The organism is Marinobacter sp. V032, assembly GCF_052645435.1.
Genome location: NZ_JBQXYE010000001.1, coordinates 1,818,315 through 1,833,580 on the forward strand (window position 1 = coordinate 1,818,315; position 15,266 = coordinate 1,833,580).

The 15,266-nt window shown below is 56.7% G+C and carries 13 protein-coding genes; 12 read left to right on the forward strand and 1 reads right to left on the reverse strand.

The genetic code is table 11. The features are described 5' to 3' along the window. The first annotated feature begins 41 nt into the window (after positions 1 to 41). Positions 42 to 584, forward strand: coding sequence for an oligoribonuclease (gene orn, locus ACUN9X_RS08355; protein WP_445472762.1), 543 nt, complete (start codon positions 42 to 44; stop codon positions 582 to 584). 10 nt (positions 585 to 594) lie between these two features. On the opposite strand, the gene queG is transcribed toward orn, so the two are convergent. After that, positions 595 to 1,656: a tRNA epoxyqueuosine(34) reductase QueG gene (gene queG / locus ACUN9X_RS08360; protein ID WP_260035949.1), complete on the reverse strand. Its 1,062-nt coding sequence runs from the start codon at positions 1,654 to 1,656 to the stop codon at positions 595 to 597. A gap of 108 nt (positions 1,657 to 1,764) precedes the next feature. Between queG and ACUN9X_RS08365 the strand changes: the two genes are divergently transcribed. The 11 genes from ACUN9X_RS08365 (at position 1,765) to ACUN9X_RS08415 (ending at position 15,239) form a co-directional block, all read left to right on the forward strand. After that, positions 1,765 to 3,321 (forward strand): NAD(P)H-hydrate dehydratase, encoded by a 1,557-nt coding sequence (locus tag ACUN9X_RS08365; protein ID WP_445472763.1) that lies wholly within the window; start codon positions 1,765 to 1,767, stop codon positions 3,319 to 3,321. Positions 3,322 to 3,338: 17 nt separating this feature from the next. Beyond that, positions 3,339 to 3,842, forward strand: a complete 504-nt coding sequence (tsaE, locus tag ACUN9X_RS08370) for a tRNA (adenosine(37)-N6)-threonylcarbamoyltransferase complex ATPase subunit type 1 TsaE (protein WP_445472764.1) — start codon at positions 3,339 to 3,341, stop codon at positions 3,840 to 3,842. A gap of 150 nt (positions 3,843 to 3,992) precedes the next feature. Continuing rightward, positions 3,993 to 5,321 (forward strand): N-acetylmuramoyl-L-alanine amidase, encoded by a 1,329-nt coding sequence (locus ACUN9X_RS08375; RefSeq protein ID WP_445473197.1) that lies wholly within the window; start codon positions 3,993 to 3,995, stop codon positions 5,319 to 5,321. A 195-nt stretch (positions 5,322 to 5,516) separates the two neighbouring features. Beyond that, a complete protein-coding gene (gene mutL / locus ACUN9X_RS08380; protein ID WP_445472765.1) occupies positions 5,517 to 7,415 on the forward strand; it encodes a DNA mismatch repair endonuclease MutL in 1,899 nt (632 codons plus the stop codon). A 4-nt stretch (positions 7,416 to 7,419) separates the two neighbouring features. Further along, positions 7,420 to 8,436 (forward strand): tRNA (adenosine(37)-N6)-dimethylallyltransferase MiaA, encoded by a 1,017-nt coding sequence (miaA, locus tag ACUN9X_RS08385; RefSeq protein WP_445472766.1) that lies wholly within the window; start codon positions 7,420 to 7,422, stop codon positions 8,434 to 8,436. Between the two features lie 194 nt (positions 8,437 to 8,630). Beyond that, positions 8,631 to 8,876, forward strand: coding sequence for an RNA chaperone Hfq (hfq, locus tag ACUN9X_RS08390; protein ID WP_260035940.1), 246 nt, complete (start codon positions 8,631 to 8,633; stop codon positions 8,874 to 8,876). 141 nt (positions 8,877 to 9,017) lie between these two features. Continuing rightward, positions 9,018 to 10,316 carry a ribosome rescue GTPase HflX gene (hflX, locus tag ACUN9X_RS08395; RefSeq protein WP_445472767.1) on the forward strand — a complete coding sequence of 433 codons (1,299 nt, stop codon included), beginning with the start codon at positions 9,018 to 9,020 and terminating at the stop codon, positions 10,314 to 10,316. Positions 10,317 to 10,440: 124 nt separating this feature from the next. Next, positions 10,441 to 11,643: an FtsH protease activity modulator HflK gene (gene hflK, locus ACUN9X_RS08400; protein ID WP_260035936.1), complete on the forward strand. Its 1,203-nt coding sequence runs from the start codon at positions 10,441 to 10,443 to the stop codon at positions 11,641 to 11,643. 2 nt (positions 11,644 to 11,645) lie between these two features. Continuing rightward, positions 11,646 to 12,530: a protease modulator HflC gene (gene hflC, locus ACUN9X_RS08405; protein WP_260035935.1), complete on the forward strand. Its 885-nt coding sequence runs from the start codon at positions 11,646 to 11,648 to the stop codon at positions 12,528 to 12,530. Positions 12,531 to 12,712: 182 nt separating this feature from the next. Next, positions 12,713 to 13,900, forward strand: coding sequence for an ATP phosphoribosyltransferase regulatory subunit (locus tag ACUN9X_RS08410; RefSeq protein WP_260035934.1), 1,188 nt, complete (start codon positions 12,713 to 12,715; stop codon positions 13,898 to 13,900). 40 nt (positions 13,901 to 13,940) lie between these two features. Further along, a complete protein-coding gene (locus ACUN9X_RS08415) occupies positions 13,941 to 15,239 on the forward strand; it encodes an adenylosuccinate synthase (RefSeq protein ID WP_260035932.1) in 1,299 nt (432 codons plus the stop codon). Positions 15,240 to 15,266: the final 27 nt, after the last annotated feature.

Below are 15,266 nucleotides of genomic sequence, written 5' to 3' on the forward strand. Positions count from 1 at the left end.
GCCGGGGCGACCGGCATCGAATTTTTTGCGGGAGAGAACGAATGGCGTCATCAGACCGTCTGGTGTGGATTGATCTGGAAATGACCGGACTGGATCCGGAGAAAGAACGGGTTATTGAAATAGCCACGATTGTTACGGATTCCGATCTGAATCTGGTCGCAGAAGGTCCGGTGCTTGCGATTCATCAGTCTGACGAGGTGCTGAGCGGCATGGACGAGTGGTGCACCCGCACCCACGGCGACAGCGGTCTGACACGTCGGGTTCGGGAAAGCCGAATTTCAGAAGCGGATGCGGAGCAGCAGACGATTGCGTTTCTCAAAGAGCATCTTGAGGCCGGACAGTCGCCGCTCTGCGGCAACAGTATCGGTCAGGATCGGCGCTTTCTTGTGCGTTACATGCCGGCGCTGGAGGCGTTCTTCCATTACCGCAACCTGGATGTCAGCTCAATCAAGGAGCTGGCGCGTCGCTGGCGGCCAGATGTACTGGAGGGCGTGACCAAGAAAGGATCGCATCTTGCACTGGATGATATTCGTGATTCGATCAACGAACTCCGGCATTATCGCGAGACCTTTTTCAAGTTGTGATCTGCTGGGCTCAGGCCGCTATGCCGTGGCGTTCCAACGCCCAGTGCACATGCTCTCTGACCAGTTCTGACGGGTGATCAGCTCGCTGGCGCAGCGCTTCAACGACAGGTATGGTCGTCGGCGCGTTGCCCAGCCCTACCGCGAGGTTACGCAACCAGCCTTCATAGCCTGTGCGCCTGATCGCGGAACCTTCCGTTCGCTTGAGGAATTCTTCCTCGGACCACAGAAACAGCGTCGCCAGTTCGCTGTTGTCCAGCTCGTGCCGGGGTTGAAAGTCCTCCTCGTCGGTTGGAGTGCTGAATTTGTTCCAGGGGCAGATGAGCTGGCAGTCGTCACAGCCAAACACCCGATTTCCCATCTTGCTGCGCAACTCCACCGGGATCGAACCCTTGAGCTCAATCGTCAGGTAGCTGATGCAGCGCCGCGCATCCAGTTGGTGGGCGCCGTCGAAGGCATCCGTCGGGCAGATATCAAGGCATGCGGCACAGCTGCCGCAATGTTCCTTTTCAAACGGCTCGTCTACCGGAAGTGGGGCGCTGGTAAAAATTTCGCCGAGAAAAAAGAAAGACCCGGCTTTGGGGTTGATCAGCATGGTGTTCTTGCCGAACCAGCCGAGGCCGGCTCTCTGGGCCAGCGCGCGTTCGAGCACCGGCGCGCTGTCGACAAATGCGCGATGCTGATGCCCCTCGAGGGCCTCGTCAATACGCTTGGCGAGTTGGGCAAGTCGCTTTCGCACCAGTTTGTGATAGTCCCGGCCCAGCGTGTAGCGGGAGATGTAGGCTTTGTCCCGATTGGCCAGTGTTTTCGCCGGATTGTCGGGCGACGGCAGATAATCCATTCGCAGAGAAATGACCCGCTCTGTGCCCGGCAGTAGCTGTTCCGGGCGATGTCGCTTGTCACCATGATCGGCCATGTAACCCATTTCGCCGTGTTTTCCCGCAGCCAGCCAGTCCTGTAAATGAGCGCCATGCTTGCCTGTTTCGGCATAGGTAATGCCGACTTGTTGGAAGCCAAGTTCCTCAGCCCACAGGCGAATTTTTGCCGGTAATGATTCGAGCGTTTTGGTTAACATTGATTAAGTTATGACCTTTTCCATCATTTTGCTATGCTTAACAGGCATCTGGCCGGTGTAGTTCAACCGGATTCTGTTTTAAGTGTGGCCCGAGGTGTTCTCAGACCCATGTGCGCTGTTGGAACTCATAGTTTACCAGAGAGCCTGTACGCTGCAGATGGCGTTCGCCTGCTTGATCGCTATGCGATTGAAAAGTATGGAATTCCGGGGTTCGATCTGATGCATCAGGCGGCCCGTTCCGCGTTTCGTCAACTGTGCAGGCACTGGCCGGATGCGTCGACCGTAGCGGTACTTTGTGGCGCCGGAAATAATGGTGGAGACGGCTACCTGATCGCTGCTTCGGCTGTGCGTCAGGGAATGACAGTGTTGTGTTTTGCTGTATCACCCGTTACCAGGCTGACGGGCGATGCGCTGGCTGCTCATCATGAAGCAGTGGAAACCGGTGTTGTTGTGCAGGCTGTGGATGAGAATGATCTGTCAGGCCTGGCGTCTCAACTGTCGACTGCTGATGCGATTGTTGACGCTATGCTCGGAACCGGTATCAGTGGCCCCTTGAGGGCACCATTCGACCAGTTGGTGCCCACGGTTAATGCTGCAGCCCGCCCTGTGCTTGCGGTGGACGTGCCGTCCGGGCTGGATGCCAGTACGGGCTCTGTAGCCGGCGATGCGGTTCGAGCCAAGGTCACGGTGACCTTTATCGGGCTCAAGGCCGGCCTGTTGACCGGTTTGGGGCCGGATTACGTCGGCGATGTGTTGTTCGACGATCTGGGGGTGCCGGACAAAGCTTATGCCACTGTTGAGCCGGTTGCCCGACGTGTCGACTGGTCTGGTATGGCTGCAGATCTGCCGGTGCGCCGTCGTGGTGCCCACAAAGGAGATTGCGGTCACTTGCTGGTGGTGGCCGGCGAGAGAGGTTTTGGTGGCGCAGGGCTGTTGGCAGCCGAAGCAGCGGCACGCTCGGGTGCAGGGCTGGTAACGCTTGCGACGAGGCCAGAGCATGTCAGTGCTGCGTTGGCGCGATGCCCCTCCCTTATGGTGCATGGCCTGACGCATGGCAATGATCTTGACGCGCTGCTCAACAGTGCAGACGGCGTGGTGTTCGGGCCCGGTGCGGGGCAAGGGGCATGGGGGCAGCAAATGCTCCAGCGAATCATGCAATTCAATGGTCCGGTGCTGATGGATGCTGATGCGCTTAATATGCTCTCTGCCAGAGCGCCCGGGCGCAAGCAGAACTGGATCCTGACGCCACACCCAGGCGAAGCAGCGCGCATGTTGGGTGAAGACACTTCAGCGGTGATGCAGGACCGATTAAGCGCTGTGGTGCGGTTACAGAAACAGTACGGCGGTGTGGTGTTGCTGAAGGGCGCCGGCACCCTGGTGTATGCCGACACGCTTGCCGTGCCTGCGCTGGTGCAGGGGGGAAATCCCGGAATGGCAACAGCAGGTATGGGTGACGTGCTCTCCGGCATTATCGGCGCGCTTGTCGTGCAGGGGATGTCGGTATCTGACGCCACAATCACTGGCGCAAGCCTGCATGGCGAGGCGGCCGATCGCGCTGCGCTGGAAACCGGATTTATGGGGATGCTGCCGATGGATTTAATTGATCGCATCCCCCGTGTGTTGGGCGAAGCCGAAGGCGTGTTGATTCCGTTGGGGTTTCAGTAGAGATGGCGGATTCAACAATGAGGATTGAAACACTGTCTGTTCACCTGCCTGACTCGGTAGCAACCGAACAGGTCGGTGCCTTGCTGGTTCAAGCGGTAAGAACGCTGGAAACAGGCATGGTGATTCATCTTGTAGGCGATTTGGGAGCGGGCAAGACCACACTCAGCCGAGGTTTCATTCGTGCGCTCGGCCATGAAGGGGCCGTAAAAAGCCCGACCTACACGCTGGTTGAGCCCTACGAAGACCTGCAGCCGCCGGTTTTCCATTTTGACCTCTATCGGCTGGGCGATCCGGAAGAGTTGGAGTATATGGGCATACGGGATTACCTGTTTGGTGACGCTCTGTGCCTGATTGAGTGGCCTGAGCGGGGGCAGGGCGTATTGCCGCCTGCGGATTGCCAGATCGAATTAAAAGTAGAGGCCGCCGGCCGCCGGATGACACTGACCGCGGCGTCAGTGCAGGGGCAGGCGCTTATGAACGAATTCAGGGAGGCGTTGAGTCATGGCTGGACAGTTGACTGATCGACTGAACGCTTGTGTCACCGCCTCTGCAGAATGCTTTAGCTGGAACGCGACATGTTGGTGTTTTTCTGCCAACGACCTGCGGTACTCCGCACATGAACGGATGATCAGAAAGTGAGTCGAGGTATGAATCACATTCTTAGAAAGATAATGGCCGTGCAACTGACATTACTGTTGGGCGCAGCATCGCTTGCCCATGCCCAGACGGCTGTCAACAGCGCCAGAGTCTGGCCTGCGCCGGACCATACGCGTCTGGTGCTGGATCTGGGGAGCAGCGTTGAACATTCAGTATTCGCGCTGGAAAACCCGTCCCGTCTGGTTATCGATATCAAGGACACCTCGCTGAAGGTAGCTTTGGACCGCCTCGATCTGGACGGCAGTCCGATCAAGCGTATTCGAAGTGCGCGTCGGAATGGCAACGATTTGCGGGTCGTCCTTGATCTGGCATCCGATGTGAAGCCCCGTAGCTTCCAATTGGCGCCAAATCAGGAATATGGTCATCGGCTGGTAGTCGATCTGATCAACGAAAACGCGCCTGCTCAAAAGCCGTCCAGCAAACCGGTGCTTTCTGAGAGCAATGACAGCAAGCGGGATATTATCGTCATGATCGACGCCGGCCACGGCGGCGAGGATCCTGGCGCATCCGGCCCTGGCGGCACGCGGGAAAAAGACGTGGTGCTGAAATTGGCGCACCAGCTTAAAGACGCCATATCATCTATCCCGGGCTACACAGCGAAGCTGACCCGCGACGGGGACTACTACATCGATTTGCGCAGCCGTACCTTGTTGGCACGAAAGGAAAATGCCGACCTGTTTATTTCGGTTCACGCTGATGCGTTCAGAACATCACAGCCTCGTGGCGCTTCCGTTTTTGCTTTGTCTCAGCGGGGCGCAACCAGTGAGACCGCGCGCTGGCTGGCGCGTAATGAAAATCGCTCTGATTTGATTGGCGGCGTTGGTGGCGTGTCACTGGGCGACAAGAACGAGGTATTGGCTGGCGTGTTGCTGGATCTGTCCATGACAGCCAGTATTAACGCCAGCGTGGGTGTTGGCAGCTACGTTTTGCGCAACCTCGGCAGTGTCGCGACGCTGCACAAGCCCGGTGTTGAGCAGGCAGCATTCGTGGTGCTGAAATCGCCTGATATACCATCGATTCTGGTTGAGGCCGGATTTATTTCTAACCCGCAGGAAGAACGTAAGCTGCTGTCGGCCAGCTACCGGAGCAAGCTTGCCCATGCGATCTCCCGTGGTGTGCAATCGTATTTCAACGATACCCCGCCGCCAGGCACCTATCTGGCCTGGCAGAAACGTCAGGGGAAATCGGCCGGAGGGCTGTCCTCCTATCGGGTTCAGCGCGGTGACACCCTGTCGGATCTTGCCCGGCGCAACGCCACAACAGTCAGTCGCATCAAACAGCTTAACGGCTTGAAGGGCGATCAGGTTGTGATCGGGCAAACGATCAAAATCCCCACCACCTGATGGGCTGGTGTTTTCTCTTCCGGAATCAGCGACCTTGCGGCATTTGCCGTTTCGGTATCGCTGATTCTGCATGATTCCTGAAGTAACGAAATTCTGGTTTTCCCGTGAATCACCGGCTACTGCTAGCGCATTCGATCGCAAGCGTCTGTTATCATTGCTGGCAAATCCGACTTACTGAAGCCTGGTGTTTCCTGTATGCCCGCCATTCGATTGCTCAGCCCCCGCCTCGCCAACCAGATTGCTGCTGGCGAGGTCGTTGAACGACCTGCCTCTGTAGTGAAAGAACTCGTTGAAAACGCGCTGGACGCAGGCGCTGACCGGGTTGATGTTGAGGTTGAACAAGGTGGTGTGAAGCTGATTAGAGTGCGGGATACCGGCTCCGGCATCGCAGAGAACGACTTGCCGTTAGCGTTGAGTCGTCATGCCACCAGTAAAATTGTCGACCTGGAAGATCTCGAAGCGGTAGCGTCGCTTGGGTTTCGTGGTGAGGCGCTTGCCAGTATCAGTTCGGTTTCCCGGCTGGCGTTGACCTCGAAAACTGAAGGTGCGGAAGCGGCGTCGCGGGTCGAGGTTGAAGGTCGCGATATGGACGCGAAGGTGTCACCTGCGGCGCATCCGGTAGGGACAACAGTTGAAGTCCGGGATCTTTTCTTTAATACACCTGCCCGCCGAAAGTTTCTGCGAACTGAAAAAACCGAATTCGGTCATGTCGAGGAATGTATCAAACGCCAGGCGTTGGCCCGTTTCGAAACCGGGTTTACTCTGCGTCATAACCAGCGCACTGTTCAGAGCCTGCGTCCGGCTGAAAGTCAGCTCGACCGGGAGCGCCGCGTTGGTGCGCTCTGCGGACAGCAGTTCATCGACAACGCAGTGGTGATTGATGCCGAAGCCTCGGGGCTTCGGCTTTGGGGGTGGGTGGCACTGCCAACCTTCTCCCGCAGTCAGGCCGACCTGCAATATTTCTTCGTGAACCATCGGGTCATCAAGGACCGGTTGGTGGCGCATGCTGTTCGTCAGGCCTATCGTGACGTGCTCTATAACAATCGTCAGCCCGCGTTCGTGCTGTACCTGGAAGTGGACCCTGCCAACGTCGACGTTAACGTGCATCCAACCAAGCATGAAGTCAGGTTCCGAGATGGCCGGCTGGTTCACGATTTTATTTTCCGGACGCTGCACCGCGCGCTGGGTGATGTGAAGCCGGAAGATCATATGCACGGCGCGGTAGCACAATCGATGAGTCGCGAAGTGGGGCATCAGTCACACACGACTGGCTCGCAGGGAACGCCCTATCCAGCCTCTTCCGGTGGAGGCTATCAGCCGAGTCAGCCCATTGCCTGGCAGGCGCAGGATCAGATGGGGTTTTACCAGTCGCTGAACGGTGGCGGCACCACTGAAACGGCCGCCACAGCGGAGGCATCATCCTACGGCGCCCAGGGTGGTTTCGGGTCGATGGCGGCGCCATCCCCGTATGTGGCAGGCGATATTACGCCAGCCCACGACAGCGATCATGAGCCAACTCTCGGCTATGCGATTGCGCAGCTGCACGGCATTTATATTCTGGCTCAGTCCCGCCAGGGGATGATTGTGGTGGATATGCACGCGGCCCATGAGCGGATCACCTATGAGCGGATGAAAATCGCGCTCGATGCTCAAGACCTCAAAAGCCAGCCTTTGTTGGTGCCTCTGACACTGGCGGTGAGTCAGCGCGAAGCAAGTGTTGCCGAGGCTCATGCGGCTGAATTACAACTGCTGGGATTGCAGATTGAACGTATGGGGCCGGAAACGCTGGTGGTACGCCAGATCCCCGCGCTGTTACGCGGCGCGGATACCGAGCAACTGGTCCGGGATGTGGTGTCCGATCTGGTCGAGAATGGCCAGTCAGACCGCGTTAAAGCCGTCACCAACGAATTGCTGGGCACTATGGCCTGTCACGGCTCGGTGCGGGCTAATCGTCAGCTTACTATCCCGGAAATGAACGCCTTGTTGCGGGATATGGAAGCCACCGAGCGCAGCGGCCAGTGTAACCACGGCCGGCCGACCTGGACGCTGGTGACCATGGGCGAACTCGATAAACTGTTCCTGCGTGGGCGTTGAGGCAATGGGCGATGCTCATGCGCTACCTCCGGCTATCTTTCTGATGGGCCCTACGGCCGCCGGTAAAACGGATCTTGCCATCGAGCTCTGTGAACGCTTGCCGTGCGATATCATCAGTGTTGATTCGGCCATGATCTACCGCCGGATGGACATTGGCACTGCCAAACCTTCTGCCGATGAGCTTGCGCGAGCGCCACATCGCCTGATCGATATCTGTGATCCTGCTGAAACCTACTCCGCTGCGGATTTTCGACGGGATGCATTGGTTGAAATGGGCGATATTACTTCGCGCGGGCGCATTCCACTCCTGGTGGGTGGCACCATGATGTACTACAAAGCATTGCTGCATGGCATGGCGGACTTGCCTTCGGCGGATCCGGAGTTGCGCGCCAGGCTTGAGGCGCGGGCGCGTGACGAAGGGTGGTCGGCGCTGCATGAAGAGCTGAAGCAGCGGGACCCAGTGGCTGCAGCAGCGATCCACCCCAATAACCGGCAGCGGCTGTTGCGGGCGCTTGAGGTGGTCTATATTTCAGGTAAACCGATATCTGAAGCTTGGTCGGCAACCGGCGATCAGGAAGGTAGTACTGCCGAAGCAGGGGATTTCCCTTATAGGACCCGTTGGCAGGCAGACGCACCCGGTGGGCTTCCGTATACTGTTGTGCAGTACGCGATTGCGCCGACTGATCGCGCTGTCTTGCATCACCGTATTCAGCAGCGATTTGAAAAAATGTTGGAACTTGGCTTCGTTGATGAGGTCAGAGCACTTTATAACCGAAACGATCTCCATCCGGATCTGCCGTCTATTCGGTGTGTCGGTTATCGACAGGCCTGGTCCTGGCTCGACGGAGAGACAGATTACGAAACCTTTGTGGCCAAAGGGATTGCGGCGACGCGACAGCTGGCAAAGCGGCAGTTGACGTGGTTAAGGAAGTGGTCTGATGTGCATTGGCTTGACAGTGAAAGCACAGGATCTGCATCCAGCGCCTTGAAAATCCTTCAATCCCGCACCACATTGAGTTAGGCATTGCGAGTTAAGGTGACTCGAGTGCCCAAGCGCCCCTATACTGCAATAGTGAGGCGAAGTGTTCTTGAGTCCGGCGCAACGTGTTCTTTTTCTTGGACTTACGATGGATGTTAAGTGCAGATGCCGTTGTCGGTGCTATCATCCGCTTATGATTTATTGACGATCTGATATTAAAAACAGGAGAAGATAACATGTCAAAAGGGCACTCGTTACAAGACCCTTACCTCAATGCATTACGCAAGGAGCGCATCCCGGTTTCCATATTCCTGGTAAACGGTATCAAGCTGCAGGGACAAATTGAGTCATTTGATCAATTTGTTATTCTGCTCAAAAATACTGTGAGCCAGATGGTCTATAAGCACGCAATCTCAACTGTCGTGCCGGCCCGTAATGTCCGTATCCCGCAACAGAACGCTGATGGTGAAATCGAAGCCTGATGGCGGTCTGGTGTTGCTGTAAACTGCCGGTATCAGTCATGATGCCGGTTGGTTTTTCAGATGCGCGGTTAGCTGTCACGCAGAGTGTACAGAACGCGCCTTGCGGTACCCATCCTCTGTTTTATTTGGAGACTCTGCTCCTTGTTTGAGCGTCCAGACGTTGGTGAACGAGCGGTTATCGTTCACATCGAGTTTTCATCTTCCCAAAGCGAATCCGAAGACCTTGGTGAGTTCATTGAGCTTGTCCGTTCGGCCGGTGTTGAAACCGTCGATACAGTGACAGGATCCCGGAACCAGCCGAGTTCCCGCCTGTTTGTCGGGCAGGGGAAGCTCGATGAGATCCGCGCAGCCCGCGAAGTCGCGGAGGCTGATGTCGTATTGTTTAATCATGCTCTGAGCCCCAGCCAGGAACGAAATCTTGAGCGCGAGCTGAAGTGCCGGGTGCTTGATCGCACGGGCGTGATTCTCGACATTTTTGCCCAGCGAGCCCGCACGCATGAGGGCAAGCTTCAGGTGGAGCTCGCACAGCTGGATCATATGGCGACCCGCCTGATCCGGGGGTGGACGCATCTTGAGCGCCAGAAAGGCGGTATCGGGATGCGGGGTCCGGGTGAAACGCAGCTTGAAACGGATCGCCGTCTCCTACGCGCGCGTATCAAATCGATACACCGCCGGCTTGAGAAAGTCCGCCGACAACGGGATCAGGGGCGACGGGCTCGCAAGCGGGCGGATATCCCGACAGTATCGCTGGTAGGCTATACCAATGCCGGCAAATCGACGCTGTTTAATCATGTTACGACTGCATCGGTGTATGCGGCTGACCAATTGTTCGCGACACTCGATCCAACGCTGCGGAGACTGGACTTGCCGGATATCGGCCCGGTAGTGATGGCGGATACGGTCGGCTTTATCCGGCATTTGCCGCACAAACTGGTCGAAGCATTCCGGGCGACGCTTGAGGAAACCACTGAAGCCTCGTTGCTGTTGCATATCATTGACTGTGCCGACGAACGCCGGGATGAGAATATCGAGCAGGTCGAGGATGTGTTGCTGGAAATCGGGGCTGATGAAGTGCCGATGCTTCAGGTTTACAACAAAGTCGATTTGCTGGAAGGCTTCCAGTCGCGCGTGGACAGGAACGATGAAGGTGTTCCTGTGCGGGTGTGGGTGTCAGCCATCACTGGCGAAGGCATCCCGCAATTGTTCGATGCGATCGTCGAACGGTTGGCGGAGGATGTTATTCATCTCGATGTCCTGCTTGGGCCGCAAGATGGCAAGCTACGGGCTTTGCTGCATGAGGCCGGCGCGGTGATAGGTGAAGAGTACCGGGATGATGGCGACACGGTTGTAGAGGTGCGTCTGCAATCCCGCGATTGGTACCAGATATTAAGTAAAGCCAAGATGCAGGCCGAAAATATCCGGTTTGCAGATAACAGCTAGCATTTGCAGATATACGGGCACTGATGAGCGTGCGCCGGGTACAAAAGACGTTTCGGTATTGCCGGACGTCGTATTAATCCCTAGTATTTGCACCCATTCGATGAGTTTGCGAACGGAGAGAACTATGGCCTGGAATGAACCGGGTGGTAACCGAAACGACAATGATCCCTGGGGAAATGGGGGACGTCGTGGCAATGATCAGGGGCCGCCGGACCTTGATGAGGCGCTGAAAAAGGGTCTCGATAAGCTGAACAAGCTGCTGGGTGGCAAGAAAGGACGTGGTGATTCCGGTGGCGGCGCGAACGGCGGCGGCTCCGGCAGCACTGGCTTCGGGGCTATACTGGCGATCGTTGCTATCGTGTTTGTTGGCTTCATCCTGTTCCAGTCGTTCTATACCGTTGATGAGCAGGAGAGGGCGGTTGTACTTCGCTTCGGCAAGTATCACACCACTGAAAATCCGGGCCTTCGGTTCAAAGTGCCCATTATCGACAATGTCACCAAGGTACGGGTGACCAGCGTCCGGAATGCCGAGTCCCAGGGCCAGATGCTGACACAGGATGAAAATCTGGTGTCCATCGATTTGCAGGTTCAGTATCGCGTCGAAAATGCACGTGATTACGTGCTCAATGTTCGCGACTCGAACCAGGCGCTTGCGTTTGCAACTGATAGTGCGCTGCGCCATGAAGTCGGCAGCTCCGAGCTTGATCAGGTGCTGACTGAAGGTCGCGCGGCGCTGGCAATCAACGTTGAGCAGCGCTTGCAGTCGTTCCTTGTGAAGTACGGAACCGGTCTGCAGATCGTCAAGGTTAACGTCGAGGATACGTCGCCGCCGTCACAGGTTCAGGAGTCGTTCAGGGAAGTGCAGCGCGCGAAGGAAGACGAGCAGCGCCTGGTGGAAGAAGCTGAAACTTACCGCAACAAGGTCGTGCCGGAAGCCCGCGGCCGTGCACAGCGTCGACTTGAAGAAGCGATGGCGTACAAGCAGGAAGTGACCGAGAGGGCGCGGGGTGAAACCGCTCGTTTCCTGGCACTCCTGAATGTGTATAAAGACGCGCCGCAGGTCACCCGTGACCGGATGTATCTGGATACCATGCAGAACGTGTTCTCCAGTACCAGCAAGGTTCTGGTTGATGCCGAAGGCGGCAACAATATGATGTATCTGCCGCTTGATCAGCTGACTCGCACGCGCAACAAGACCAGCGGTTCATCAGGGTCGTCTGATGGCGCCTCGTCCGATTCTGGCGCTGATATCCAGCAGTTGACGGATCAGGTGGTTCAGGAAATCCGGATGCGCAACAACAACTCAAGTTCGCGGAAGGGGCGTTAATTATGAGTCCTAAAGCAGTTCTGGGGCTAGCCGGCGCACTGATTGTTGTGCTGATCGTGTCCTCAAGTGTTTACATTATTCCTGAAACCCACCGTGGCGTTCTATTGCGCTTTGGTGAGTTGATTGAAACCAACATCACGGCCGGCCTGCATTTCAAGGTGCCCGTGATCGATCAGGTGCGTGAGTTTGATGTCCGGGTTATGACCAATGACCTGCCATCGCGCCAGTATCTGACCATCGAGAAGAAGCCGCTGGACGTTGACTCCTACATCGCGTGGAAGATTGAGGATGTGGACGAGTTCTATCGTACAACGGGTGGTGACGAGTTGCGGGCGGTATCGCTGCTGTCCTCACGGGTTGATAACGGCCTGCGTGATGAATTTGGTGTTCGCACCATGCACGAGGTGGTTTCAGGCCAGCGTGATGAGTTGATGCAAAAGCTGGTGGCACGTATCGACGAAACGGTCGTGGACGAGTTGGGCGTCAAGGTGCTCGATATCCGGGTTAAGGCAATCGAACTGCCGCAGTCAGTCAGTGAGGCGGTTTACCGCCGGATGCAGACTGAGCGCCAGAAGCTCGCTCAGGAATTTCGTTCCCGCGGGCGTGAGTTGGCTGAAGGTATCCGTGCAGATGCCGATCGTCAGCATACCGTTGTGCTAGCGGAAGCCTTTGCCAAGGCAGAGGAAACCCGTGGTGAAGGTGACGGTGAGGCGGCTGCGATTTACGCGAAGGCCTACCAGAACGATGAAGAGTTTTATCGTTTCTACCGCAGCTTGACGGCGTATTCCGAGACCTTCTCGGGCCAGGGCGATATCATGGTGATCGATTCGAAGAGCGATTTCATGCGTTACCTTGGCGACCAGAACGGCGAGGTTAGCCAGCCCTGACAAGGTACGGAACGGTTAAATCGTTCCGTCAGCCAAAATAAACCGGAGTGTGTCGCCGCACTCCGGTTTTTTTGTGTCGCTCAAATGTGTAGAATTGCCGGGTTTTGTGTTTCCTTTTCTGCTTTGAATCCTAAATTCTGCGACCTGCCGCCGGCGGGTGAAGAACTGACGTTGCGAGACCAATGACTGCATCCGATCGCTGGTTACTGCCTGATGGTGTGGAAGATATTCTTCCGCCACTAGCCGGCCAGATAGAATCCCTGCGCCGCGAAATCATGGATAACTATCAGCGCTGGGGCTATCAGCTGGTAATTCCTCCTCTGATTGAGTACCTCGAATCCCTGTTAACCGGGACGGGGAACGACCTGGCACTCCAAACCTTCAAGCTGACCGATCAACTGACCGGCCGCATGATGGGAGTGCGGGCGGATATGACCCCACAAGCTGCTCGCATTGATGCGCATACCTTGCGGCAGGATGGGGTCACGCGACTGTGTTATGCCGGCCATGTGCTGCATACCCGTCCCCAGCATATGCTAACCGGTCGGACGCCGATACAGGCGGGCTGTGAGCTGTTTGGCAGCGCCTCTGCTGAGGCCGATCTGGAAGTGATCCGGTTGATGCTGGAGACGATGCGGATTGCGGGACTTCCCAGAGTGCATCTGGACCTGGCTCATGTTGCGATCTATCAGCAACTGATCTCAGCCGCTAATCTCGACCGCGATACCGAGCTGGCCATTTTTGATGCCATGCGCCGTAAATCTGTGCCCGAGCTCGACGAGTTGCTGGGTGATTATACGGCTGGTACGCCCGCAGCCCGCCTTCGGGAATTAGCTCGCCTCAGCGGTGGCCCGGAGGTGCTGGCTCAGGCGCGCAAAGTACTGGCTGGTGCGCCGGAGCAGGCGCTAAAGGCGCTTGACGAGTTGACAGTGGCATCCGAGGCGATCGCGGAAGCTTATCCGGAAGTCAGTCTGGGTTTCGACTTTTGTGAATTGCGCGGCTACAACTATCACACCGGGCTGGTGTTTGGTGCCTATTCGCCAGACCACGGTCAGGCGGTGGCACAAGGTGGTCGTTATGACGCTATCGGCGAAGACTTCGGGCGCGCACGCCCTGCGACCGGTTTCAGCGCAGATATTCGAGCCTTGGTCGCGCTGGGGCAGCGCTCACAGAAAAGCAGCCAGGGCAAGATCTGGGCGCCTGCAGTTGCAGAGGCCGGGTTGCAAGCGGCAATAACCGAATTACGACGTACAGAAACAGTTTTGCAGGCGCTGCCTGATGACGGTGATGTGTCTCCGGAAACGCGTGGTTGTGACCGGCAGTTGATTAAACGGGACGGCCAATGGGTCGTTGAGTCTTTGAATGGATAACCGTGTCCGGCCAACATGCGGGCAGGATTGAGAGAGAATCATGGGTAAGAATGTAGTGGTACTCGGCACCCAATGGGGTGATGAAGGCAAGGGTAAGATTGTTGACCTGCTCACTGATCAGGTTTCTGCGGTAGCACGCTTTCAGGGTGGCCATAACGCCGGTCATACATTGGTTATCGAAGGCAAGAAGACGGCACTGCATCTGATTCCGTCAGGTATTCTGCGTGAGCATGTCTCCTGCCTGATTGGTAATGGTGTGGTCCTGTCGCCCGAAGCATTGCTGAAGGAAGTGCGTGAGCTGGAAGCGGCCGGTGTTGCGGTTCGCGATCGCCTGCGCATCAGCCTGGCCTGTCCGCTGTTGCTGCCAACTCACGTGCGCATTGACGTCGCCCGTGAAAAGGCGCGCGGAAACGACAAGATCGGGACGACCGGTCGTGGTATCGGCCCCGCCTATGAAGACAAGGTTTCCCGTCGAGGGTTACGTGTTGGCGATCTGTGTAACGACGCTGTCTTTGAAGAACGCCTTCGCGAAATCATGAAGTTCCATAACTTCGTGTTGACAGAATACTACGGAGAAGACGCCGTAGATGTTGATCAGGCGCTGGCAGACCTTCGCGAAATGGGTAAGGAAATCGTGCCTATGGCGGCGGATGTCACCGATATCCTGCACGATCTGCGCAAGCGCGGCGAGCATATCCTGTTCGAGGGTGCTCAGGGTTCGTTGCTGGATATTGATCTCGGTACCTATCCGTACGTTACTTCCTCCAATACCACGGCGGGCGGCACAGCTACGGGTAGCGGCTTTGGCCCGCTGTTCCTGGATTATGTCCTGGGGATCACCAAGGCATACACAACCCGTGTCGGTTCCGGCCCATTCCCGACCGAGCTGTTTGACGACTGCGGCAAGCATCTGGCTGAGAAAGGTCGTGAATTCGGCACCACCACTGGCCGTGCCCGTCGTTGTGGCTGGTTCGATGCTGTGGCACTGCGCCATGCTATCCAGATCAACAGTGTATCCGGTATCTGTCTGACCAAGCTGGACGTGCTCGACGGCATGGACACGGTTAAGGTGTGTGTTGGCTACCGCACCCCGAACGGCGAGCTTCATCGTCCGCCTATCGGCTGTGACGATTACGCCGATATCGAGCCGGTATACGAAGAGATCCCCGGCTGGAGCGAGAGCACTGTGGGCCTGACCAGCATGGATCAGCTTCCGGCTAATGCGTTGGCCTACATTCGCTTCATCGAGCAGCAGATCGAAGCGCCGATCGATATCATTTCGACCGGCCCGGATCGGGTTGAAACGATTGTTTTGCGTCATCCTTTCGGCGAAAACTGAGCTCAATAGCCAGAGTTGGTAGCTCTG